Consider the following 23,233-nt stretch of genomic DNA (forward strand, 5'->3'; position numbering starts at 1 on the left):
CTCCGAAGCCACGGACCGTTCACGACCGGCGGCGAAGGTTGCGTCGTGCGAATTCTCATCGTGGGTGGCGGGGTGCTCGGCACCCTGCACGCCTGGCAGGCCGTCCGGCGCGGCCACGACGTGGTCCAGATCGAACGGGAACGCGAGGCGCGGGGCGCGTCCGTGCGCAACTTCGGGCTGGTGTGGGTCAGCGGCCGCGCCCCGGGGATGGAGCTGGAGACGGCGCTGCGGGCGCGCCGGCTGTGGGAGGAGGTCGGCGCGCGGACACCCGGGCTCGGGTTCCGTGCGAACGGCTCCCTCACCGTGCTGCGGACCGAGGCCGAGTACGCCGTCGCCGCCGCGGCGCCGGCCGACCGCGAGTTCAAACTGCTCGACGCGACGGAGACGCGAGCGCTGAACCCCGCGCTGCGCGGCGACTTCCTGGGCGCGTTGTGGTGCCCGCAGGACGCGGCGGTCGAACCGCGCACGGCACAGCCCGCGCTGCGCGCCGCGCTCGCGACCAGCGGCCGCTACACCTGGCTGCCCGGCCGCGAGGTCCGCGCGCTGACCCGGCTCGGCGTGCTCGACGACCACGGCGACCGGCACGACGGCGACCTGGTCCTGCTGTGCACCGGCGCCCGGCTCGGTGGCCTGGTCCGCGAGCTGGCCGCGGATCTGCCCGTGCGCCGCGTGCGGTTGCAGATGGCGCAGACCGAACCGCTGGGTGAGCCGCTCACCACGTCGGTTGCCGACGGGGACAGCTTCCGCTACTACCCGGCCTACCGCGGCGACGCGCTCACCGCCCTCAACCGCGAGCAGCCGCAGAACGAGGTCGCCGCGGCGCACGCGATGCAGCTGCTCATGGTGCAGCGCCGCGACGGCGGGCTCACCATCGGCGACACGCACGGCTACGACGAGCCGTTCCCGTTCGACGTCGAGGAGGCGCCCTACGACCACCTGAGCGCGGTCGCCGGGGCGTTGCTGGGCAGGCCGCTCCCCCGGATCGTGCGCCGCTGGGCAGGTGTCTACGCGCAGTCCGCCGACCCGTCGGTGGTCGTCCACCGCGCCCGCGTCGCCGACAACGCCTGGCTGGTCACCGGGCCGGGCGGCGTCGGGATGACGTGCGCGCCCGCGATCGCCGAGGACACCGCGAAGGAGGCCGGGCTGTGACCCCCGAGCTGGTCGTGCTGGACATGGCCGGCACCACGGTCGCCGACGACGGGCTCGTCGAGCGGGCCTTCACCGCGGCGATCACCGCCGTCGGCGTGCCCGCGGACCGGCACCCGCCGATGCTGGACCACGTCCGGCGCACCATGGGCCAGTCGAAGATCACCGTGTTCCGCGCCCTGCTCGGGGAGGAAACCCTCGCCCAGCGGGCGAACGACGAGTTCCGCCGCGTCTACGAAGGACTCGTCCACACCGGACACTGCGTGCCGCTGCCCGGCGCGGCGGACACGATCCGCGTGCTGCGGGCGGCCGGGGTCAAGGTCGCGCTCACCACCGGGTTCGCCGCCGGCACCCAGCACGCGATCCTGGACGCGCTGGGCTGGCAGGACCTCGCCGACCTCGCGCTCGCCCCGGGCCCCGGCGTGCGTGGCCGCCCGTTCCCCGATCTCGTGCTGACCGCCGCACTGCGCCTGGAGGTCACCGACATGCGCGCGGTGGCCGTCGCGGGCGACACCCCGTCCGACATCCGCACCGCGCTGCGCTCCGGCGCGCCGGTGGCCGCCGGGGTGCTGACCGGTGCCGGGACCGCCGCCGACCTGCGCGCGGCCGGCGCCACCCACGTCCTGGACTCCGTCTCCGATCTCCCCACCGCGTTAGGAGTGCTCCCGTGCGAAGGAAACTGAGCGTCGCGCTCGCCGCCGTGCTGATGGCCGTGCTGTCCGCCTGTGGCGGCACGGCGGGCGGCAACGGCACCGACGTCGTCACCCTCTACACCGCCGACGGCCTGGAGGACTGGTACGCCCAGCGGTTCGGCGAGTTCACGGCCCGGACGGGCATCACCGTCCAGGTCGTCACCGCCGGCTCCGGCGAGGTCACCTCGCGCGTGGAGAAGGAGCGGGCCAACCCGCAGGCCGACGTCCTGGTGACGCTGCCGCCGTTCATCCAGCGGGCCGCGTCGCAGAACCTGCTGACCGGCTCCGGCTACGCGCCGATGATCAACAACTACCTGTGCTTCATCGCCACCACGGGGCAGCCGGCGCCGCGGACCTGGGACGACCTGCTCGACCCGAAGTACCGGGGCAAGCTGCAGTACTCCACCCCCGGCGAGGCGGGCGACGGCACCGCGGTGCTGCTCCAGCTGCAGCACGTCTTCGGCAAGCAGGGCGCGCTGGACTACCTGGCGAGGTTGCAGGCCAACAACGTCGGCCCGTCGTCGTCGACCGGGAAGCTGCAGCCCAAGGTCGCCAAGGGCGAGCTGCTGGTGGCCAACGGCGACGTGCAGATGAACCTCGCCGAGATCGAGGCGAGCGGCGGGTTCGAGGTGTTCTTCCCGGCCGACGCGACCGGCACCCGGTCCACGTTCGCGCTGCCCTACTACGCCGGCCAGGTCGCGGGCGGGCCGCACCCGGACAACGCGCGCAAGCTGGTGGACTTCCTGTTCTCGCCCCAGGTGCAGGCGACCGCCGTGGACGCCTACGGGCTGCCCGGCCGGGCGGCTGGCGGGGTGAGCGGGCCCAAGGCCGACCGGATCAAGGCGGTGCTGCAGGGCGTGGAGATCTGGCAGCCGGACTGGAACGCGGTGCTGGCCGGCCTGGACGCCGACCTGGACGCCTACCGGAAGGCCGTCGGGCGGTGACACCGGCGATCGAGCTGCGCGGGGTGTCCGTCCACTACGGACGCACCTGCGCGCTGTCCGAAGTGGACCTGACGGTCGGGCGGGGCGAGACGCTGGCGTTGCTGGGCCCGTCCGGCTCGGGCAAGTCCACCGCGCTGAAGGCGATCGCCGGGTTCGTCCGGCCGAGCGCGGGCCGGGTGCTGCTCGACGGCGCGGACATCACCGATCTGCCCCCGTCGCGCCGCGGCCTCGGTGTCGTGGTGCAGAACTACGCCCTGTTCCCGCACCTGCGGGTGGCCGACAACGTCGCGTTCGGACTGCGGGCGCGGCGCCTGCCCCGCGCCGAGGTCCGCGAGCGGGTGCGGGAGACGCTGGAGCTGGTCGGCATGGCCGGTTACGCCCGGCGCTACCCGCGGGAGCTGTCCGGCGGCCAGCAGCAGCGGGTGGCGATCGCCCGCGCGCTCGCGATCCGGCCGCCGGTGCTGCTGCTGGACGAGCCGCTGTCCGCGCTCGACGCGGCGCTGCGCGAGGACATGGTCGCCGAGCTGCTGCGGCTGCGGGCGCAGCAGCCGGACACCACGCTGATCCACGTCACGCACGACCAGGGTGAGGCGCTCGCGCTGGCCGACCGGATCGCCGTGATGCGGGACGCGAAGCTGGTCGAGGCCGGGCCGTCGGGCCGGCTCTACCACCGGCCGTCGCGCGAGTTCACCGCGAGCTTCCTCGGCGCGGCCAACCTGATCCCGGTCGAACTCGTGCGCCACGACGGCGACGACCTGGTCACCGTGCGGCTCGGCGGGCGCGAGCTGCCCGCCGGACCGGTCACCGGTGTCCCCGGCGGTGCGGTCGCGCTCGGGGTGCGGCCGCACCGGCTCGGCGTGCACGCGCCGGGCCGCGAACTGTTCCCCGCGACCTTGAAGGGTGTGCAATGGCGTGGCAGTGGCTTCCGGCTCGATCTCGACCTGGAGCTGACGTCGGGGTCCTGTCCGGTCCGCGCGGAGGTCGCGACGGTGGACGGGCTGCCCGGCGTCGGGCAGCGGGTCGGGGTGTCCATTCCGGACGGTTGCCCGGTCGTCCCGCTCGGGTAGCGGCCTGGCTGGTGCCGCCGCTGCTCGTGGTGGTGGCGTTCTTCGGTTATCCGCTGGCCCTGGTGGTCCGCCAGTCGCTGACCGCCGAGGACGGCGGTGCCGGGTTCGCGGTGTGGCTGGAGGTGCTCGGGTCGGCCGAGTTCCTCCGCGCCGCGTGGCGGACGGTGGCGATCGCGCTGGGCACCACGGCCGGCTGCGTGCTGCTGGGCACGTTCCTGGCGCTGGTGATCGCGTTCGTGCCGTTCCCGGGCGCCCGGGCGCTGTCCCGGCTCGCCGACACCATGCTGGCGTTCCCGTCGTTCCTCATCGCGTTGTCGCTGACGTTCCTCTACGGCAGCGCGGGGATCTTCCCCGGCGCCGGGTTCCTGTACTCGCCGTGGGGCGTGCTGCTGGCCGAGATCACGTTCTACACGCCGTTCGTGCTGCGGCCGGCGCTCGCGGCGTTCGGGCAGATCCCGGCGGCGCAGCTGAACGTGGCGGCGAGCCTGGGCGCCGGCCCGTGGCGGGTGCTGCGGCAGGTCTTGCTGTCCGGGGCGCTGCCCGGGCTCGCGTCCGGCGCGTGCCTGACGATGCTGCTGGCGATGAACGAGTTCGGCATCGTGCTGTTCATCGGCGCCAAGGACGTGACCACGCTGCCCGTTCTCGTCTACACCAAGGGGATCGTGACGTTCGACTACCCGGCGGCGTGTGTCGTGGCGGTGGTGAACGTGGTGTTCTCGCTGCTGCTCTACCGCGCTCACCGGTGGGCGCTGTCGAAGGGAGACCGCCGTGCTGCTGTGGACGCGGGGTAGCCGGATCGCCGTGCGCGTGGTGTTCGCGGTGCTGTTCACCGTCGTGGTGGCGGCGCCGCTGGTGATGATCGTGCTCGCGGCGGTCGCGGGCTCGTGGACCGGGGTACTGCCGGGCGCGTTCACCGCGGCGCACCTCGGCGAGGCGCTGTCCGGGGAGAACCTGGCGAGCCTGTCGGTGAGCGTGCAGACCGGGCTGATCGCCTCCGCCGGGTCGGTGCTGCTGGGCACGTGGGCCGCGCTGGCCGCCGCGTCCGCGCCGCCCCGGCTGCGGCGGCTGGCCGACACGCTGTTCCACCTGCCGATCGCGGTGCCGTCGGTGGTGCTCGGGCTGGCGCTGCTGGTCGCGTTCAGCCGGCCGCCGGTGCTGCTCAACGGGACGCGGTGGATCGTGCTGCTCGGGCACCTGCTGATCGTGCTGCCGTTCACCTACAGCACGGTGTCGGCCGCGTGCCGCCGGGCGGATCCGCAGCTCGCGCTGGTGGCGGAGAGCCTCGGCGCCGGCCCGGTCCGGGTCCTGCTGCGGGTGCGCCTGCCGTTGCTGCTGCCGTCGATGGTGGCCTCGGCGAGCCTGGCGCTGGCGATGTCACTGGGCGAGCTGGGCGCGACGATGATGCTGTACCCACCGGACTGGCAGACGCTGCCGACGCGGATCTTCGCGCTCGCCGACCGCGGGCACGTGTTCCTGGCCGCGGCGGGCACGGTGGTCCTGCTGGGCACGACGCTGGCCGGGGCTCTGCTGACCGGCCTGGCCCGCGGGCGCGCCGCGGAGCGGTGATCCGCGGCGCCGGCTCCCGCAAGGTGTTGGGACGAGGAGGGAGGCCGGCGGGCCGTCAGCGCGCGTGCAGCACGTCGGCCAGCCGGCCGGCGTGGTGAGCCGCCACGAGGGCGGCCGCCACGTCGCGCAACTTCACGTTCCGCTGCTGCGACATCCGCTTCAACGCGGCCAGCGCCTCGTCCGCGGACTGGTCGTCGTGGCGCATCAGGAGGCCCTGGGCCTGCGCGATCACCGTCCGGGTGCGCAGGGCGGTCTGCACGTGCCCCAGCAGGCGGATGTTGTCGTGGTAGAGCGCGCTGTTGTCGAACGCCACCCCCGCGTGCAGGGTGAACAGCAGCGCGAGGTCGTGCGAGCCATCGCCGAAGCGGCCGGGCTCGGTGGACAGCACGCTGAACGCGGCCCCGGACTCCGTGCCGGGCAGCGGCAGCGTCAGCGCGCTGCCGAACCCGTGCCGCCGCAGGTGCGCGCCGTAGGCGGGCCAGCGCCGGTCGGTCGCCGTGTCGTCCAGGCGCCGGGGCTCGCGGTAGGTCAGCGCCTCGGTGACCGGGTCCGGCCCGGACCCGTCGGTCGGCGGCTCCGGCAACGGCTTCCCGGCGGCCGCCAGCACCTCGGCGGTGCCCACGTCGGTGCGCGCCGTGATGGTCGCGCGGTCACAGCCGGGCAGCAGCGCGACGGCCCGGGCGACGTAGCGGGACAGGGTCGCGCTCACGTCGTCGTCATCGACGAGCCTGCCGATCTCGGCCAGCTCCTGCGCGATCGAGAGCACCTCGGGCGCGGACAGGACCGTTTCGCTCATGACAACCTCGTCTCCTCCGCGCGGCCCACCGCCCGCGCCGGGCAAGCCTAGCCGGGCGATGGGGTAAGGTCGGCCAGGTCACGGTTATACAAGCAGCTGTGGCTCGCCATGTCCCGCCCGCGGTGCGCGTCGTCCGCGTCCCGCCCTGTTCTTCGCGAGCCGACGAGCTTGCCAGGAGGTCCCGTGACGAACCTGAAAGTGGAGTGGGCCTACCGCCCGGACGCCCTCGTCGTGACCGTGACGGGTGAAATCGACGCCGGCACCGTCATCCATCTGCGTGATGGTCTGGACGCGGCCCGGGCGGGCGCGCCGGTGCCCCCGCCGCGCGCCGTGGTGCTCGACCTCCAGCAGGTCGGCTTCCTCGACTCGGGCGGGCTCGCGCTGCTGGTCGAGGTGTCCCGCGAGTGCGCGGCCGCCGGGCAGGACCTGACCCTGGTCGCCACGAACCGCGGGGTGCTGCGGCCGCTGGAACTGACCGGCCTGGACCGGGTCTTCACCATCACCGGCGCGGTTCCCCCGACGGCCTGAGCGCTCAGTTCGGCAGGCTGTCGTCCGGGTCCACCTCGTGGCCGGAGTGCTCGGCGACGAACCGCGCCGAAATGGTGTGCAGCTTGACGTTCTCCCGCTGCGACTGACCCACCAGGAGCTGGAAGGCGTCGTCGGCGCTGATCCGCCTGGCCGCCATCAGGATGCCCTTGGCCTGCTCGATGACCCCGCGCGTGCGCATGGCCGTGCGCAGCTGCCGCACCTGCTCCTGGGTGCGCAGCGCGCGCCGGGACAGGCGCAGCACCGTGTCGACCACCGTCGCGTACAGCTCCAGGTACTTCTGGTCGACGTCGCGGAACCCGTGCTCGCCGAACCCGAACAGGTTGATCGCGCCCATCGCCTCGTCGCGCACCTGCAGCGGCGAAGCCAGGTAGCTCGCCACCCCGTCCCCGGCGGCGACCGCGGAGAAGCGCGGCCACAACTGCCGCGCCGTGCTCACCTCGACCCGGACCACCTGGCCGGTTCGCGCCGCGCGCAGGCACGGGCCGTCGTCCTCGGCGTACTGGGCCTCGTCGATCCGCGCGGCGCGGTCGTCGGTCGCGGCGACCGACCGCGCGCCGGACCCGTCGAGCACCGTGATCGAAGCCATGTCGGCCCCGGGCACCACACGGACGACCTGCTCGCAGACCACACGCAGCAGCGCGTCGAAGTCGTCCGTGTTCCCGACCGTGCCGGCCAGTTCCTCGAGAGCACGGGTCACCTCGTCGAGGTGCTCGAGCTGGCCTGCCGCACCGTCGCTCATCCTGGTCGCGTCCTTCCCTACCACCTGCGGATACGGGGCGAGCGACCAGTGATGACAGCACCGGGCCCGCACCCGGTCGCTGTCTGCTCAACAACCCGGCCGATATTACCCGGCGGCCGGAGGGGCGGGCCGCTAGGCGACCGCGGTCATGGCGTTCGCCGTCAGTTCGATCGAGCGGACCCGGTCCGCGACGTCGTGCGCGTGGTGCGCCAGGATCAGCTCGTCGGCCTGGGCGTCGGTTGCGAAGTCCGCCAGGTAGGCCCGCACCTCGGCCGGGGTGCCGACCGCGGTGTAGCGCGTCATCCCCGCCAGGCCGCGGCCGCGCGGCGAGGCCAGGAACGCGTCGATCTCGGCGTCGGTGAAGTTGGCGCCCGCGCGGCCCTGCGACAGCATCGCGCGGGTGCGCGCCCGGTAGGCCACCGTCCGCTGGGCCTCGGCCTCGTCGTGGTCCTCCGCCGCGAACACGTTCGCCCCGGCGATCACGTACGGCTCGGCCAGCTGCTCCGACGGCTGGAACCGCTCGCGGTACAGCGCGACGGCCTGGTGCAGCGAGTCCGGCGCGAAGTGCGACGCGAACGCGTACGGCAACCCGAGTTGTGCGGCCAGCTGCGCCCCGAACAGCGACGAGCCCAGGATGTAGAGCGGCACGACGCCCTCGGGCCGCGGCACCGACCGCACGCCCTGCACGGCCTTGCCGCTCAGGTAGGCCTGCAGCTCCAGCACGTCCTGCGGGAACGAATCGGCCGACATCGGATCGCGCCGCAGCGCCACCATCGTCTGCTGGTCGCTGCCCGGCGCGCGGCCGAGCCCGAGGTCGATGCGGTCGGGGAACAGCGTCCCCAGGGTGCCGAACTGCTCGGCGATCACCAGCGGCGAGTGGTTGGGCAGCATGATGCCGCCCGCGCCGAGGCGGATCGTCGAGGTGTGCTCGGCGACGTGCCCGATCAGCACGCTGGTCGCGCTGGAGGCGATGGACGCCATGTTGTGGTGCTCGGCGTCCCAGACCCGCCGGTAGCCGCTGCGCTCGGCCGCCTGGGCCAGCGCCACGCTGGCCGCGAAGCTCTCGCGCGCGGTCTGGCCGGGCGCGATCGGCGCGAGGTCCAGGACGGACAGGACTGGGGACATGACGGGCTCACCTTTTCCGGGTCACAGGTCGCGGTGAAGGCGCGGATGCGGTCCTCGTCGCGCCGGTAGTACGTCCACTGGCCCTGCCGCGTGGCCAGCAGGAAACCGGCGCGCTGCAGGATGGCCAGGTGCACCGAGACGGTCGACGCCGAGGTCCCGGCCTTCTGCTGGATCAGCCCGACGCACACCCCCGGCCCGGCCGGTTCCCCGGCCGCCGGGAAGTGCGCCGCCGGGTCCTTGAGCCACTCCAGGATGCGCAGCCGCGTCTCGTTCGCCAGGGCCTTGCACTCAGGGAGCACCCGCACCGTCCTTCGACATTTCGCTAATTCCCGAAATTACTCTCGCCGGAGGAGGGCCCGCACCATGACGCCGCTCACGGACACGGGGCCCGCGGGCGACGGGGTGGCGGGCAACCAGCGGATGGCCCAGGCGGGCGTCCCGGGTGCGCGGCGCCGCTCACGAGCAGGCAGCCCGCGAGCGGCGGGTGCCTCCAGCCCAAGAGCACGCGGCCTCAGCGGCGAACCGCGGCAAGAACCGCCCCGGCAGGACCGGCCGGTCGCCCGAGTGCGGCGCCGCTCACGGACACGTAGCCCGTGAGCGGCGAACGCCTCAGCCCAGGGCGCGCAGCCGCGGCAGCACGTCCTCCGCGAACTGGCTCAGGAACCGCTCCTGGTCGTGGCCCGGGCCGTGGAACACGAGGTGGTTCAGGCCCGCGTCCAGGTACGGCTTGATCTGCGCGACCGCCTCGTCCGGGTCCGACGCCACGATCCACCGCTTGGCGACCTGCTCGATCGGCAGCTCGTCGGCCAGCCGCTCCATCTCCTCCGCCGAGGACACCGAGTGCTTCTGCTCCGGGGTCAGCGACAGCGGCGCCCAGAACCGGGTGTTCTCCAGCGCCTTCTCCGGATCCCGGTCGTAGGACATCTTGATCTCGATCATCTTGTCGATGCCCGCGACGTCCCGCTCCGCCGCCGCGGCGCCCTCGGCCACCGCGGGCATCAGCTTGTCGGTGTAGAGCTCCATGCCCTTGCCCGACGTGCAGATGAACCCGTCCCCGGCGCGGCCCGCGTACTTCGCCACCACCGGGCCACCCGCGGCCACGTACACCGGCACCGGCTGCTCCGGCCGGTCGTAGATCTTGGCGTCGACCAGCGTGTAGTACTCGCCCTCGAACGCCACGTTGTCGCTCGTCCACAGCTCGCGCATCAGCTTGATCGCCTCACGCAGCCGCGCGAACCGCTCCTTGAACTCCGGCCACTCCCGGCCCGACACGGCGATCTCGTTCAGCGCCTCGCCCGTGCCCACGCCGAGGACGACCCGGCCGCCGGACAGCAACGACATCGTCGCGAACGCCTGCGCGATCACCGCCGGGTTGTACCGGAACGTCGGGGTCAGCACGCTCGTCCCGATCTGCACCCGGCTGGTCCGCTCCGCCACCGCCGACATCCACGACAACGCGAACGGCGCGTGCCCGCCCTCGTGCCGCCACGGCAGGAAGTGGTCGGACACCATCACCGAGTCCAGGCCCAGCTCCTCGGCCCGCACGGCGTACTCGACCAGATCCCGCGGACCGAACTGCTCCGCCGAGGCCTTGTAGCCGACTTTCAGACCCACGTTCGTCCTCCCTCACTGGTTGCTCACCTCCAACCTACTGCGCGAGGGAGGCGGGCCTCAGGCCCGCAGGTCCGGGAACTGGTCGTCGCGCCACTCGGCGGGGCTGCCGGTGCCCAGCTCGTCCTCCCGGGACCGCAGCTCGACGCGCCGGATCTTGCCCGAGATCGTCTTCGGCAGCTCGAAGAACTCGATCCGCCGCACCCGCTGCCAGGGCGCCAGGTTCTCCCGGGCGTGCCGCAGGATCGACAGCGCCGTCTCCTTCGTCGGCTCGTGGCCGGGCGCGAGCGCGATGTAGGCCTTCGGCACGGCCAGCCGCACCGGGTCCAGCGCGGGCACCACCGCGGCCTCGGCCACGGCCGGGTGCTCGATCAGGACCGACTCCAGCTCGAACGGGCTGATCTTGTAGTCGCTGGCCTTGAACACGTCGTCGGTGCGCCCGATGTAGGTGATGTAGCCCTCGTCGTCGATCGTGGCCACGTCACCGGTGTGGTAGAAGCCACCGGCCATGGCCTCGGCGTTGCGCTCGGGGTCGCCCCGGTAGCCGGTCATCAGGTTCACCGGCTCGCGTGACAGGTCCAGGCAGATCTCGCCCTCGCCGGGACCGTCCAGCGGCCGCCCGCTCGCCGGGTCGACCAGCACGACCGGCACGCCGGGCAGCGCGCGGCCCATCGACCCGGCCTTGACCGCCGACCCCGGCGTGTTGCCGACCTGCGCGGTGGTCTCGGTCTGCCCGAACCCGTCCCGGATCGTCAGGCCCCAGGCGCGCTGGACCTGCCCGATCACCTCCGGGTTGAGCGGTTCACCCGCCCCGATGACCTCGCGCAGCGCGGCCGGTCGCTCGCCGAGGTCGGCGTTGATCAGCATCCGCCACACCGTCGGCGGCGCGCAGAACGAGCTGACCCGCCGCGTCCGCAGCTGCTCCAGCAACGCGACCGCGTCGAAGCGGCGGTAGTTGTAGACGAAGATCGTCGCCTCGGCGATCCACGGCGCGAAGAAGCACGACCAGGCGTGCTTGGCCCAGCCGGGCGAGGAGATGTTGAGGTGCACGTCGCCCGGCCGCAGCCCGAGGAAGTACATCGTGGACAGATGACCGACCGGGTAGGACACCTGGGTGTGCTCCACCAGCTTCGGCCGGGACGTGGTGCCCGAGGTGAAGTACAGCAGCAGCGGGTCGGTCGGCGCGGTCCCGGGGTGCCCGGCCGGGGTGTGCGGCAGGTCCGCGGCGGCGCGCAGATCGGCCCAGCCGTCCGCCTCGCCCACGCTGATCCGGGTGTAGTCGCCGGGCACGTCGGCGAACTTGCCGGTGTCGGCGGCGTTGGCGATGACGAACTTCGCGCCGCTGCGGGCGATCCGGTCGGTCAGGTCGGCGGGGCCGACGGCGCTGGTGGTCGGCAGGATCACCGCGCCCAGCTTCATGATCGCCAGCATCGACTCCCACAGCTCGACCTGGTTGCCGAGCATCAGCAGCACCGGATCGCCGCGGCGCACGCCCCGCTCCCGCAGCCAGGCGGCCAGCCGGTCGGAGGCCCGCGACATCTCCGCGAAGGACCGTTCCGTGGTGGACCCGTCCTCCTCGGCGATCACCAGCGCGGGGCGGTCGTTGTCCCGGGCGATCGCGTCGAACCAGTCCACCGCCCAGTTGAACCGCTCCCCCAGCTCGGGCCAGCGGAACTCGGCCACGGCGCGGGCGTGGTCGGTACGCAGCGCCACCAACTGGTCCCTGCTCGCACGGTAGGCATCGGTCGCGTTCACCGCTTGGTGTCCTTTCGCTCGGGCTGCCCGACATCATGCCGCCGGCCCCCGCCGGGGCGATACCCACGGATGGGGGTAGCGCCCGGTTTGTCCATACCGGACCATTCCTGCCCATCAGACCTCAACGACGAGGAGAACCCGTGTCGAGCCAGACCCCGGCGGTCCCGATGCGCAAGGTGGCCGTGGCCAGTTGCGTCGGGACGACCATCGAGTACTACGACTTCTTCATCTACGGCACCGCCGCCGCGCTGGTGTTCCCGAAGGTGTTCTTCCCCGCGCTGGGCGCCACGGCCGGGACCGTGGCCTCGTTCGCCACGTTCGCCGTCGCGTTCATCGCCCGGCCGGTCGGCGCGATCCTCTTCGGACACTACGGCGACCGGATCGGCCGCAAGCGCACGCTGATCTCCACGCTGCTGCTGATGGGCATCGCCACGGTCCTCATCGGACTGCTGCCCGGCGCGGCGACGATCGGGGTGGCCGCGCCGATCATCCTGGTCGTGCTGCGGTTCGCGCAGGGGCTCGCGGTCGGCGGCGAATGGGCCGGGGCGACCCTGCTGACGGCGGAGTACGCGCCGCCGGCCAAACGGGGCCTGTACGCGGTGTTCCCGCAGCTCGGCCCGGCGATCGCGTTCGCGCTGTCCAGCGGCACGTTCCTGGTGACCAACCTGGTGATGGGCGACGCGGACGCCGCGTTCCTGGACTACGGGTGGCGGGTGCCGTTCCTGGTCAGCATCCTGCTGGTGGCCGTCGGTTTCTACGTGCGGATGAGCATCGCCGAGACGCCGGCCTTCGTCGCCGCCGGTGGCACCGCCGACCTGGACCGGCCGAAGCGGCTGCCGTTCCTGGAGGCGATCCGCAAGCAGCCGCGGGAGATCCTGCTGTCCGCCGGTTCGCTGACGATGCTGTTCGCGTTCTTCTACATGGGCACGACGTACCTGACCAGTTACGGCACGAAGACCGGGCTGACCCGTCCGGTGGTGCTGGGCATCGGCATCGCGGCGGCGGTCGTGTTCGGGATCGTCATCGTGGTGGCCGGGGTGCTGTCGGACCGGCTCGGCAGGCGGCGGGTCATCGTGTACTCCTCGGCGCTGGGCGTGGCGTGGTCGCTGGTGCTGTTCCCGTTGCTGGACACCGGCAGCCCGGTCGCGTTCGGCATCGGCGTGGTGGGCACGTTGATGATCTTCGCGGTGGCGTACGGGCCGGCCGGCTCGTTCCTGCCGGAGCTGTTCCAGACCCGCTTCCGCTACACCGGCGCGGGGCTGGGCTACAACCTGGCGGGTGTGCTGGGCGGCGCGATCCCGCCGCTGGTGGCGCCCAACCTGACCGCGAGCTTCGGCAGCATCGCCGTCGGCGTGATGCTCGCGGTGACCGGGCTGATCTCGCTGGTGTCCACGCTGGCGCTCAAGGAGACCCGCGGCACCGTGATGACCGCCGAGCAGGCCGGCGAACCGACCGCGGTCTAGGCCTGAGGAAGCCGGTGGCGCCGCGTGGCGCCACCGGCTCGCTCACGGCAGCAGCATCAGCCGGCGCGCCTTGACGACGGCCTCGTGCCGGGTGTGGGCGTCCAGCTTGCGCATGACCGAACCCAGGTAGGCCTTCACCGTCTCCCGCGACAGCGACAGCCGCTCGGCGACCTCGCCGTTGGTGAAGCCCAGGGCGACCTGGGCGAGCACGTCGGTCTCCCGGGTGGACAACCGCACCTTCGGTCCCGGGGCGGGCCTGCCCTCGCCGAGGTCGACGAGCCGTTGCGCGGCCGCGTAGATCCGGCGGCGTGCTTCCGGGTCGGGCAGGGCCCCGGCGATGGCCCGCAGCTCGGAGTGCACCGAGCGCAGCTCCTCGCGGGTGGCTCCCGGGGACAGCGAGTCCAGGCGGGCGGTCAGCTCGTCGCGTTCGCTCAGCTCGCGGGCCAGCCGCCTGCCGGACTCCATGAGGGCGTCCCGGACGCGGTCGCCGAACGTCACCGGCCGCCGCACCGCCCCGTACAGCACGCCGCGGCAGCGGCCACCGCTGCGCACGGGCACGGCGATGATCGACGCCAGCCCCTCGGCGAGCACCGGGCGGTCGTAGTCGTGGGTGATGGTGCGGGCGCTGCCGTAGTCGCTCACGGAGATCGGGTGGCCCTGCATCAGCACGCGGCCGCCCAGTCCGGCGCCCGGCAGGACGTCCAGGTTGTGCAGCGCGGTCGTGCGGGTCCCGACGAAGCCGGACAACCGCAGCTGCTGGTCGGCCACCTCGCCGCCGAACACCACGGGCAACCCGGCCGCGCGGGCGGCTCCCGCCAACTCCTCATGCAGCACCGAGCGGGCGTCAGACATCGGCGTCCGTCCTCCTCGCACCACACCATCGTCGGTCGCCCCACGGTACCCGCGCGACCAGGGCAAGTCGACTCCCCGGCGTGGCCGCTACCCCCGTCCGGGGGTAGCGCACGGCGTTCAAGGGATGTCCCGGGCCGGCGGGGGCTGACGCCGCTGGCCGCACCCCGACCACCCCACCGCACCGGGGCGCAGACTCAGCCCAGCCCGGCCGGAGGGCCCGACCCGGAACCGGCCACGGTGGACACCCACACCCGACCGCCGCCCGAGCCCACCAGACGAGCCGACCCCACCCCGGAACCGACCCACCGGCCGCGCCCCGCTCACCCGACGCACCGGGGCGGACTCAGCCCAGCTCGGACAGCACCCGCTTCACCACGCGGTCCGTGGCCAGCCCGTACCGGTCGTGCAGCGTCGGTAGCGCGCCGGCGGCCAGGAACTCGTCCGGGAGCGCGACCGGCACGATCCGGCCGGCCACCCCGGCCCGCACCGCCGCCGAGGCGACCGTCTCGAACAGGCCGCCCACCACGGTGTGGTTCTCCAGCGTCACCACCAGCCGGTCCCCGGCGATCTCCCGCAGCACGGTCTCCGAGTCGAACGGCTTGATGGTCGGCGCGTGCACGACCGCCACGTCGACCCGGTGCGCGGCCAGCTTCTCCGCCGCCTGCAGGGCCCGCATCGTCATCAGTCCACTGGAGACGAACACGACGTCGTTCCCGCCGCGCAGCACGGCGGCCTTGCCGAGCTCGAACCGGTAGTCGTACTCGTCCAGCACCGTCGGCACCTTGCCGCGCAGCAGCCGCAGGTACGTCGGGCCTTCGCACGCGGCCAGCTGCGGCACGGCCTGCTCGATGTCGACCGAGTCGCACGGGTCCACGATCGTCAGGTTCGGCATGCCGCGGAAGATCGCGATGTCCTCGGTGGCCTGGTGGCTCGGCCCGTAGCCGGTGGTCAGGCCGGGCAATCCGCCGACGACGTTGACGTTGAGGTTCGGCTCGGCGATGTCCAGGCACAGGAAGTCGTAGGCCCGCCGCGCCGCGAACACCGAGTAGGTCGACGCGAACGGCACCAGCCCGACCTCGGCCATCCCGGCGGCGGCGCCGAGCAGCAGCTGCTCGGCCATGCCCACCTGGAAGAACCGGTCCGGGTGGGCCTGGGCGAAGACGTGCATGTCGGTGTACTTGCCGAGGTCGGCGGTCAGCCCGACGACCCGGCTGTCCCGCTCGGCGAGCGCGGCCAGTGCGTGCCCGAACGGCGCGCTGGTCGTCTTCTGGCCGGGGTCGGCGAACGAGGCGATCATCGCCGACGTGGTCAGCCGCTTGGTGGTGGTCACGCCCGCGCTCCTTCGTCCAGCTGCCCGCGGCAGATGTCCCACTCGTGCTCGTCGATGCGCATGAAGTGCGCCTTCTCCCGGGTCTCCAGCAGCGGCACGCCCCGGCCGATGCGGGTGTCGCACAGCAGCACCGACGGCTGCCCGTCCGGCCGCGCCCGCTCGGCGATCTCGTCGAAGGCGGCGAGCAGGGCGGGGATGTCGTTGCCGTCCACGCGGCGGACGAACCAGCCCGCGGCCGCCCACTTGTCCACGACCGGCTCGGTGCGCAGCACCCCGGCGGTCGGGCCGTCGGCCTGCAGCGCGTTGATGTCGACCATCGCGGTGAGCAGGCCGAGCCGGTGGTGCGCGGCGCCCATCGCGGCCTCCCACGTGGAGCCCTCGTCCAGCTCGCCGTCGGAGAGGAAGTTGAACACCCGCGCGGCGGACCCCTGCAACCGCAGGCCGAGCGCCATGCCGACGGCGACGGTGAGCCCGTGGCCGAGCGAGCCACCGGAGATCTCCATGCCCGGCGTGTAGGTCGCCATGCCGGACATGGGCAGGCGCGAGTCGTCCGAGCCGTAGGTCTCCAGCTCCTCGACCGGCACCACCCCGGCTTCGGCCAGCGCCGCGTACAGTCCGATCGCGTAGTGCCCGGTGGACAGCAGGAACCGGTCCCGCTCCGGCCACTCCGGATCCTCCGGCCGCAGCCGCAGCTGATCGGTGTAGACGGTGGCGAGCAGGTCGGCGGCGCCGAGCGCCTGCCCGACGTAGCCCTGCCCCTGGGCCTGGCCCATGTTCAGGATGTGGTGCCGCATGCGGTGGGCCGCCGCGGCGACGCGCTCGGCACGGGTGGCCGACGGCGCGATCGATGCAGTCATGAGTGATCGCTTCCGTGATGCGGGCGGGACGACCGCCCGGGAAGAGGAGTCAGTTCTCGCCGGTGATCTCGATGCGCGGGCGGGTGCGCACGGTGCCGAACAGCAGGGCCTGCGCGGTGGCGACCATGTGCTCGGAGATCACGCTCTGCGTCTTGACCGGGTCGCCGGACTCGATCGCCGTGACGATCTCCAGGTGACGGCCCGGGCTCATGTTGGACAGGGCGCGTTCCAGGCCGCGGTACATGATGCACATGCGGATGGGTCCTTCGAGCAGCTTCCACGAGCGCACCAGCGCGTCGTTGTCGGTGAGCTCGACCAGCAGTTCGTGGAAGGCGAGGTCGGCCTCGATCTGGGCCTCCAGCGACACCCGGGTGGCGCGCGCCATCCGGTCGACCGCGGCCCGCAGGCGGCGGCAGTGCTCCTCGCGGTAGTAGCTCGACGCCAGCGTCTCGCCGGCCAGCGCCTCCAGCGCGGCCCGGACGGTGAAGGTGTTGATGATGTCCTTCTCGCTGATCGAGCGGACGGTGACGCGGCCGCGCTCGCCGTACTCGACGAGCCCCTCCTGCTGAAGCTGGCGGAACGCCTCGCGCAGGGTGCCGCGGCTGATGCCGAGCTGCTCGGAGACCTGCACCTCGCCGAGGTGGCTGCCGGGCGGGAACTCGCCGGTCGTGATGGCCTGGCGCAGCGTGTCGACAGCCATCTGCCGCAGGTTGCGGTTCGGCTCCTTCACCACGCGCGCCCTCCCCGGGCTGGTCGTCAACACCGTTCGTACTCGCTGATCAACGATACCTTCGCCGCGCTGGCGGACCGCTCGTCGAAGGTGTATCCCAGCCACTCTGCCACGAGGCGCCGCGCCAGCTCCAGCCCGATCACCCGCTGCCCGAGCGTGAGCACCTGGCAGTTGTTGGACAGGATCGAGCGTTCGACGGAGAACGAGTCGTGCGCGGTGGTGGCCCGCACGCCGGGCACCTTGTTGGCCGACAGCGCCATGCCGATGCCGGTGCCGCACACCAGCACGGCCCGGTCGGCCTCGCCGTCACGGATGGCCTCGCCCGCGGCGAGCCCGATCTCCGGGTAGGGCCGGTGCACGTCGTCGGCGCCGCGGTGCACGCCGAGGTCGATCACCTCGGCCACCCGCGGATCGGCCCGCAGGTCCGCGGCGAGCTGTTCCTTGTAGTCCAGGCCGGCGTCGTCGCAGCCGACCACGATGCGGTAGTTCACCGCGTCCCTCCTGCCAGGTAGTCCGAAACTGTCCGCGCGATCAGGGCCAGCGACACGGCTCCCGGATCGGGGGTGCCGACGCTGCGTTCGGCGAGCGGGCGGGCCCGTCCCTTGCGCGGCACCAGGTCCGCGGTGGCGCGCGCGGCTTCCTCGGCCGCCGCCGCGGCCTGGGCCCAGGTGCCGGATTCGAGCCGGTCCCGGAACGGCACCAGCGCGTCGACCAGGGTCTTGTCGCCGGGTTCGGCGCCGCCGAGGGACATCACGCGCTCGGCGAACGCGGTCACGGCGGCGCGGGCGTCGATCGCGCCGCCGCCGATTTCCTCGCCCGCCGCGCGCAGCCCGGCGCCCCACAGGACCCCGGAGGTGCCTCCCGCGCGGGCGGCCCACTCGTCCCCGGCAGCGGCGAGCACGTCACCGGCCCCGGCGCCCGCGTGCCAGGCGGCCTCCGCGGCGGTGACGGCGGCGTCGATGCCGCGGACCATGCCGCGGCCGTGGTCACCGTCGCCGGCCACCGCGTCGATGGCGCCCAGCTCGGATTCGGCTTCGTGCAGGGCTTTCCGGACCGCGCGCAGCCCGTCGAGCACGGACGCGGCCAGTTCCCGGGACTCGGCGGAGGCCTCGGCGAAGCGCGGGGCGTCGTCGGTCACCTCCGCGACGGCCTCCTCACCGGTGTCCACGGTGATGGCGCCGCGGCGGAAGGCGGGTGTCCACGCGGGCGCGGTCCACAGCCGCTCCAGCTCGTCGTCCAGCCAGGTCACGGTCAGCGACACCCCGGCCATGTCGAGGCTGGTGACGAGCTCGCCGACCTCGGGCTGCACCAGCGTGTGGCCGGAGTCGCGCAGCAGCCGGCTCACGTCGGTCCACAGCACGAACAGCTCCTCGTGCTTGACCGAGCCGAGTCCGTTGAGCAGGACCGCGATCCGCTCCCCCGCCCCGGCCGGTTTCTCGGCGAGGATCCGCCGCACGAAGTCCCCGGCCAGCTCCCGCGCGGACTGCCGCGGCACGTCGCGCAGGCCGGGTTCGCCGTGGATGCCCAGCCCGAGGCCCATGTGCCCGTCCGGCACGGTGAACAGCGGGGCGTCCACGCCGGGGAACGTGCAGCCGGCGAACGCGGTGCCGATCGTGCGGGTCGCGTCGTTGGCCTTGCGGCCCACGCGGACCACCTCGCCGAGGTCCAGGCCCTCCTCGGCGGCCGCGCCCATCACCTTGAAGACGGTGAAGTCCCCGGCGATGCCGCGGCGTTCACCCGGCCGCTGCGCGCTGGCGATGTCGTCGGTGACGACGACGTTCTCCGCCCGGATGCCCTCGGCCCGCAGGCGTTCGGTGGCCAGGCCGAAGTTCATCACGTCCCCGGCGTAGTTGCCGTAGGCGAAGACGACACCGGCGCCGGAGTGCGCCGCCCGCGCCACCGAGATCGCGTCCTGGGACGACGGCGAGGTGAACAGGTTGCCGCTCACCGCGCCGTCGGCCAGGCCGGGCCCGATGATGCCGTAGAAGGCCGGGTAGTGGCCGGACCCGCCGCCGGGCAGCACGGCCACCTTGGGCCGCGCCGGACGGGCGCGGCGCACCGCCCCGCCGGGCACGCGCCGCACGGTGCCGGCGTGCAGCTCGCAGAACCCGGCCAGGGCGTCTTCGGCGAAGCTCGCCGGATCGTTGCTCAGGTAGGTCATCGCGTTCTCCGTCCTCAGTGGAGGAACGAGCCGCCGTTGATGTCGATGGTCGTGCCCTGCAGGTAACCGGCGTCCTCGCTGGTGAGCCACGCGATCACCGCGGCGACATCGTCCACAGTGGCCTGACGGCCGAGCGGGATGCCCTTGACGATGGCGGCCTCCAGCTCGTCGGTGGTGCCGACGCGGATGTCGGTGTCCACCGCGCCCGGGGCGACCGCGTTGACGGTGACCCCGGCGTCACCCAGCTCGCGGGCCAGCGCCTTGGTGAAGCCGAGGATCGCGGCCTTCGCCGAGCTGTACGGGGTGCGGCCGAACACGCCGCCGCCCTGCTGGGCCGACACCGAGGACATGTTCACGATCCGGCCCCAGCCGGCCTCGATCAGGTCCGGCAGGAACGCCTTGGTGACCAGGTAGGTGCCGGTCGCGTTGACCGCCATCACCTTGTTCCACAGCTCGAGCGTGGTCTCCAGGAACGGCACCGGCGAGGTGATGCCGGCGATGTTGACCACCGCGCCGACCGCGGGCAACCGTCCGGCGCCGACCTCGGCGCGCACGGCCTGGTAGGCGGCGAGCACGGACGGCTCGTCGGCCACGTCGACCCGGTGGGCGAACACCGGCGCGCCGGTCTCGGCGGCGATTTCGTCGGCGACCGTCTTGGCGGCCGGCTCGTCCAGGTCCAGCACGGCCACGGCCCAGCCGTCGCGGGCGAGGCGGGCGGCGGTGGCCTTGCCGATCCCGCGGGGCGCGCCGGCCCCGGTGATCACGGCGGTGCGCTGCGTGTCAGGCATGTCGGTTTCTCCTCGCGTGGGGTTCACAGGCCGGCGATGTAGGCCGCGGCCTTGACCGCGGCCGCCGGCCGTTCGTCGTCGGTGACGTCCCGGGTCTCCAGTTCCAGGGAGCTGGCGCCCTGGTAGCCCGTGGCGCGCAGCGCGGCGAAGGTGGCCGCGAAGTCGACCACCCCGTTGCCGATGCTGTGGTTGATGTGGCCCGGGGTGGCGTCGCGCAGGTGCACGTGGGCGATGCGCCCGGCGAACCGCTCGGCGTAGGCGGCGGGGTCACCGCCGGAGGCCACGATGTGGCTGGTGTCGAGCACCAGGCCCACGGCCGGGTCGAGCCGGTCCGCCAGCAGCCCGGCCAGGCCGGTGTTCCAGCACAGGCGGTGGAAGTGCGGGGCCTCCACCCAGATGGCGACGCCGTGCCCGGCCGCGGCTTCGGCCGCCCCGTGCAGCTGGGCGGCGATCAGGTCGAGGTCCTCGTCCAGGGTCGCGACCGGGTCGTGGGACTGGGCGCCGCAGGGCAGCACGAGCGCGTCCGCCCCGCAGGCCGCGGTGAGGTCGAGCAGGCGGCGCAGGTGGGCCGCCCGCTCGGCCTCGTCGTGCGGCCGGTTCAGGTCACCGATGTCGCCGTTGACCGACCGGACCCGCAGCCCGGAGGCCGCCACCTCGGCGGCGACGGCGCGCACCGCGTCGTCGGTCAGGTCGTAGGGCACGTGGTCGCAGACCCCCGGCAGCGCGCCGAGGTCGATCTCGCCGAACCCGCACTCCGCGATGACCGCCAGCGCCGACGGCAGTGGCAGGTGCCGGAAGCTGATCGTCGAGCAGCCCGGCCATCCGGTTCGTTTCATGAGCGGGAATGTTAACAGAGAAGTGTCAACAGGCAAGGTTTCCGCAGAATTCGCCGGTGACATGCAGGTAGATGCCGAAGCGCACTGTTGACATACCTGCCTCAGCAACGCACGATGTCCTGCATTGTTAACAGGCGGGCACGACGACGTAGGGTCGTGGTGGCCCCTGACAGGAAGGCAATCGACAATGCGCAGCGAAGCGCTCACCATGCGCGGCCCGGTGCACGGCACGCCCGATGCGCGCCGCGTCGCCTGGGGCTCCACCGCCGGGGCCGTGATCGAGAGCTACGACTTCATCGGCTTCGGCACCGCCGCGGCCCTCTACTTCGGACCGGCGTTCTTCCCCAACGCCTCGCCCGTGATCGGCACGCTGTCGGCGTTCGCCACGCTCGGTGTCGGGTTCGTCGCGCGGCCGATCGGCGGCATCATCGGCGGGCACCTCGGCGACAAGATCGGCCGGAAGCCGGTGCTGGTGGCGTCCCTGATCGTGATGGGACTGGCCACGTTCGCGATCGGCCTGCTGCCGACGTACGAGACGGCCGGCGTGCTCGCCCCGGCGCTGCTGGTGACCGTGCGGATCATCCAGGGGGTGGCCTACGGCGCCGAGTGGGGCGGCGCGATCCTGATGACCTACGAGCACGCGCCGTGGCGCCGCAAGGGCGCGTTCACCGGCATCGTGCAGGCCGGGTTCCCGATCGGGCTGCTGCTGGCGAACCTGGTGTTCCTGGTGTCGGTGAACCTCTCCGGCGACTGGGCGTGGCGGGTGCCGTTCCTGGCCAGCCTGATCCTGGTGATCGTCGGCCTGATCGTGCGGGCCAAGGTGCCGGAGTCGCCGGTGTTCGAGGACGTGCGCGACAGCGGCGACATCGTGAAGGCGCCGATCGTGCAGGTGCTGCGGGAGGACTGGCGCAACGTGCTGCGCGGCATCGGGCTGCGGATCGCCGAGACGGCCGGTTACGCGGTGGCCATCACGTACATGATCTCGTACCTGAAGTCGGCGGAGCTGGCCTCCAGCGGCGAGACGATCATGGCGTTGTGCATCGCCTCGGCGGTGGGCATCGGCGCGACGGTCGCGTGGGGCGGGCTGACCGACCGCATCGGGCGACGCCCGGTCTACCTGTGGGTCACGCTGTTCGGCGCGCTGTGGGCGATCCCGATGTTCCTGCTGGTCAACACGGCGTCGATCATCGCGATCGTGGTCACGGTGGTCGTGTCGTACGCGGTGTGCCAGAACGCGCTCGCCGGGGCCCAGGGCGCGTGGTTCCCGGAGCTGTTCCAGGCGAAGACGCGCTCTTCGGGGGCGTCGCTGGCGTACCAGATCTCGGCGATGATCTCCGGGGTCACGCCGTTCGTGACGACGCTGCTGTTCCTGTGGCTGGGCTGGCTCGGGCCGGCGCTGCTGTTCCTCGCCTACTCCGCGCTGGGCCTGGTGTCGGCGCTGCTGACGCGCGAGACGTGGGGCCGCGCCGAGCGCGAAGCCGCAGCCCGCGCGACGGCGGAGACGCCCGTGGCGGTGGGCTGACCGGTTCGGTGGGCCGCCACCCCCGGCGGCCCACCGCTCACAACCGGCATGGCCCTCACCGCCCTCACGGCCCCGCGAACAACCGCGCCGCCGCGGCTCGCCACTCCGCCACCAGGTCCATGCCGGCCGGATCGCGCAGCCACTGGATCTGCAGCCCGTCCATCACCGCCATCACCTGGCGCGCCAGCGACTCCGGATCGGGCACGCGGCCGGTCACCATCGCCGTGAACTCGGCCAGCACCCGCTCCTGCCGGGCGGCGAAGTAGGCCGCCGCGGGGTGGCCGGGCGCCAGCGACTCGGCCTGCAGCACCGAGAACAGCCGCACGATCTCCGGCTGCGTGGCGTTGCGCCGGACCAGCGCCTCGCACGCCTCGGCCAGCGAGATCCCCCGCGGCCAGCCCCCGGCCCCCTCGGACAGGCCCAGCTGCCCGGCCAGCGACCGGAAGTCCTCGGCGTCCCGGTGGTCCAGCACGGCCAGCAGCAGCCCGTCCTTCGACCCGACGTGGTGCAGCAGCCCGGGCACGGTCAGCCCGCACGCGTCGGCCACGTCCTGCATCGACAGCGCCCAGAACCCGCCCTCCCCGATCAGCCGCGTCGCCACGTCGAGGATCTGCCGGCGCCGCTGCGCCGCGGGCAGGCGCGTCCGCTCCCGCCGTGTGTTGACTGCCGCCATGCCGGCATCCTAGGTTACCGAGTACCTACTA

The 23,233-nt window shown here is 73.1% G+C and carries 23 protein-coding genes; 9 read left to right on the top strand and 14 right to left on the bottom strand.

Annotated elements, in window-relative coordinates; genetic code table 11:
• Positions 1 to 45 precede the first annotated feature (45 nt).
• From D0D28_RS02610 to D0D28_RS02635, 6 genes are read left to right on the top strand one after another with little or no spacing between them, the layout of a single operon-like run.
• Positions 46 to 1,149: a TIGR03364 family FAD-dependent oxidoreductase gene (locus D0D28_RS02610; RefSeq protein ID WP_116109578.1), complete on the top strand. Its 1,104-nt coding sequence runs from the start codon at positions 46 to 48 to the stop codon at positions 1,147 to 1,149.
• Positions 1,146 to 1,829 (top strand): phosphonatase-like hydrolase, encoded by a 684-nt coding sequence (locus D0D28_RS02615; RefSeq protein WP_094005154.1) that lies wholly within the window; start codon positions 1,146 to 1,148, stop codon positions 1,827 to 1,829. Before D0D28_RS02610 ends, D0D28_RS02615 begins: the two co-directional genes overlap by 4 nt.
• Positions 1,814 to 2,782, top strand: a complete 969-nt coding sequence (locus D0D28_RS02620) for a 2-aminoethylphosphonate ABC transporter substrate-binding protein (protein WP_116109579.1) — start codon at positions 1,814 to 1,816, stop codon at positions 2,780 to 2,782. The genes D0D28_RS02615 and D0D28_RS02620 overlap by 16 nt, the downstream gene beginning before the upstream one ends.
• On the top strand, positions 2,779 to 3,849 hold the full coding sequence (locus D0D28_RS36505; RefSeq protein ID WP_240323061.1) for an ABC transporter ATP-binding protein: 1,071 nt from the start codon (positions 2,779 to 2,781) through the stop codon (positions 3,847 to 3,849). Before D0D28_RS02620 ends, D0D28_RS36505 begins: the two co-directional genes overlap by 4 nt.
• Positions 3,850 to 3,860: 11 nt before the next feature.
• Positions 3,861 to 4,640 carry a 2-aminoethylphosphonate ABC transporter permease subunit gene (locus D0D28_RS02630; protein ID WP_430732341.1) on the top strand — a complete coding sequence of 260 codons (780 nt, stop codon included), beginning with the start codon at positions 3,861 to 3,863 and terminating at the stop codon, positions 4,638 to 4,640.
• Positions 4,618 to 5,415: an ABC transporter permease gene (locus tag D0D28_RS02635; protein WP_116109581.1), complete on the top strand. Its 798-nt coding sequence runs from the start codon at positions 4,618 to 4,620 to the stop codon at positions 5,413 to 5,415. Before D0D28_RS02630 ends, D0D28_RS02635 begins: the two co-directional genes overlap by 23 nt.
• A 55-nt stretch (positions 5,416 to 5,470) precedes the next feature.
• Here D0D28_RS02635 and D0D28_RS02640 read toward each other — a convergent pair whose 3' ends face one another.
• Positions 5,471 to 6,211: a GAF and ANTAR domain-containing protein gene (locus tag D0D28_RS02640; RefSeq protein ID WP_116109582.1), complete on the bottom strand. Its 741-nt coding sequence runs from the start codon at positions 6,209 to 6,211 to the stop codon at positions 5,471 to 5,473.
• A 183-nt stretch (positions 6,212 to 6,394) separates the two neighbouring features.
• On the opposite strand from D0D28_RS02640, the gene D0D28_RS02645 reads away from it, so the two are divergent.
• Positions 6,395 to 6,739, top strand: coding sequence for an STAS domain-containing protein (locus D0D28_RS02645; RefSeq protein ID WP_094005159.1), 345 nt, complete (start codon positions 6,395 to 6,397; stop codon positions 6,737 to 6,739).
• A gap of 4 nt (positions 6,740 to 6,743) precedes the next feature.
• On the opposite strand, the gene D0D28_RS02650 is transcribed toward D0D28_RS02645, so the two are convergent.
• From D0D28_RS02650 to D0D28_RS02670, 4 genes are all read right to left on the bottom strand, one after another.
• Positions 6,744 to 7,499 (bottom strand): GAF and ANTAR domain-containing protein, encoded by a 756-nt coding sequence (locus D0D28_RS02650; RefSeq protein ID WP_094005160.1) that lies wholly within the window; start codon positions 7,497 to 7,499, stop codon positions 6,744 to 6,746.
• A 132-nt stretch (positions 7,500 to 7,631) separates the two neighbouring features.
• Positions 7,632 to 8,624, bottom strand: coding sequence for an LLM class flavin-dependent oxidoreductase (locus D0D28_RS02655; protein WP_116109583.1), 993 nt, complete (start codon positions 8,622 to 8,624; stop codon positions 7,632 to 7,634).
• Between the two features lie 609 nt (positions 8,625 to 9,233).
• Positions 9,234 to 10,238: a glucose-6-phosphate dehydrogenase (coenzyme-F420) gene (gene fgd / locus D0D28_RS02665; RefSeq protein WP_094005163.1), complete on the bottom strand. Its 1,005-nt coding sequence runs from the start codon at positions 10,236 to 10,238 to the stop codon at positions 9,234 to 9,236.
• Positions 10,239 to 10,295: 57 nt separating this feature from the next.
• Positions 10,296 to 11,990: an AMP-binding protein gene (locus D0D28_RS02670; RefSeq protein WP_116109584.1), complete on the bottom strand. Its 1,695-nt coding sequence runs from the start codon at positions 11,988 to 11,990 to the stop codon at positions 10,296 to 10,298.
• Positions 11,991 to 12,130: 140 nt separating this feature from the next.
• Here D0D28_RS02670 and D0D28_RS02675 point away from each other — a divergent pair, with 140 nt between their 5' ends.
• A complete protein-coding gene (locus tag D0D28_RS02675; RefSeq protein WP_094005165.1) occupies positions 12,131 to 13,453 on the top strand; it encodes an MFS transporter in 1,323 nt (440 codons plus the stop codon).
• A gap of 42 nt (positions 13,454 to 13,495) precedes the next feature.
• Here D0D28_RS02675 and D0D28_RS02680 read toward each other — a convergent pair whose 3' ends face one another.
• The 8 genes from D0D28_RS02680 to D0D28_RS02715 form a co-directional block, all read right to left on the bottom strand.
• Positions 13,496 to 14,305 (bottom strand): helix-turn-helix transcriptional regulator, encoded by an 810-nt coding sequence (locus D0D28_RS02680; RefSeq protein WP_116109585.1) that lies wholly within the window; start codon positions 14,303 to 14,305, stop codon positions 13,496 to 13,498.
• 343 nt (positions 14,306 to 14,648) lie between these two features.
• On the bottom strand, positions 14,649 to 15,635 hold the full coding sequence (locus tag D0D28_RS02685) for a transketolase family protein (RefSeq protein ID WP_094005167.1): 987 nt from the start codon (positions 15,633 to 15,635) through the stop codon (positions 14,649 to 14,651).
• Entirely contained in the window at positions 15,632 to 16,492 is an 861-nt protein-coding gene (locus D0D28_RS02690) for a transketolase (RefSeq protein ID WP_116109586.1), read from the bottom strand. The genes D0D28_RS02685 and D0D28_RS02690 overlap by 4 nt, the downstream gene beginning before the upstream one ends.
• A 49-nt stretch (positions 16,493 to 16,541) precedes the next feature.
• Complete coding sequence (locus tag D0D28_RS02695) at positions 16,542 to 17,192, bottom strand: GntR family transcriptional regulator (RefSeq protein WP_240323063.1); 651 nt, start codon at positions 17,190 to 17,192, stop codon at positions 16,542 to 16,544.
• A gap of 56 nt (positions 17,193 to 17,248) precedes the next feature.
• A complete protein-coding gene (locus D0D28_RS02700; protein WP_094005170.1) occupies positions 17,249 to 17,713 on the bottom strand; it encodes a ribose-5-phosphate isomerase in 465 nt (154 codons plus the stop codon).
• Positions 17,710 to 19,383 carry a dihydroxyacetone kinase family protein gene (locus tag D0D28_RS02705; protein ID WP_116109587.1) on the bottom strand — a complete coding sequence of 558 codons (1,674 nt, stop codon included), beginning with the start codon at positions 19,381 to 19,383 and terminating at the stop codon, positions 17,710 to 17,712. Before D0D28_RS02705 ends, D0D28_RS02700 begins: the two co-directional genes overlap by 4 nt.
• 14 nt (positions 19,384 to 19,397) lie before the next feature.
• A complete protein-coding gene (locus D0D28_RS02710; protein ID WP_094005172.1) occupies positions 19,398 to 20,171 on the bottom strand; it encodes an SDR family NAD(P)-dependent oxidoreductase in 774 nt (257 codons plus the stop codon).
• A 23-nt stretch (positions 20,172 to 20,194) separates the two neighbouring features.
• The gene (locus D0D28_RS02715; protein WP_094005173.1) at positions 20,195 to 21,007 is read right to left on the bottom strand and encodes a sugar phosphate isomerase/epimerase family protein; all 813 of its coding nucleotides are present in this window, start codon (positions 21,005 to 21,007) and stop codon (positions 20,195 to 20,197) included.
• Between the two features lie 187 nt (positions 21,008 to 21,194).
• On the opposite strand from D0D28_RS02715, the gene D0D28_RS02720 reads away from it, so the two are divergent.
• Positions 21,195 to 22,529: an MFS transporter gene (locus tag D0D28_RS02720; protein WP_094005174.1), complete on the top strand. Its 1,335-nt coding sequence runs from the start codon at positions 21,195 to 21,197 to the stop codon at positions 22,527 to 22,529.
• A gap of 64 nt (positions 22,530 to 22,593) precedes the next feature.
• Here the strand turns inward: D0D28_RS02720 and D0D28_RS02725 are convergent, their stop codons facing one another.
• Positions 22,594 to 23,202, bottom strand: coding sequence for a TetR/AcrR family transcriptional regulator (locus tag D0D28_RS02725; RefSeq protein WP_116109588.1), 609 nt, complete (start codon positions 23,200 to 23,202; stop codon positions 22,594 to 22,596).
• Positions 23,203 to 23,233: the final 31 nt, after the last annotated feature.

Source organism: Amycolatopsis ruanii (genome assembly GCF_003385175.1).
In the GTDB taxonomy this organism is placed as follows: Bacteria; Actinomycetota; Actinomycetes; order Mycobacteriales; family Pseudonocardiaceae; genus Amycolatopsis_E; species Amycolatopsis_E thermalba.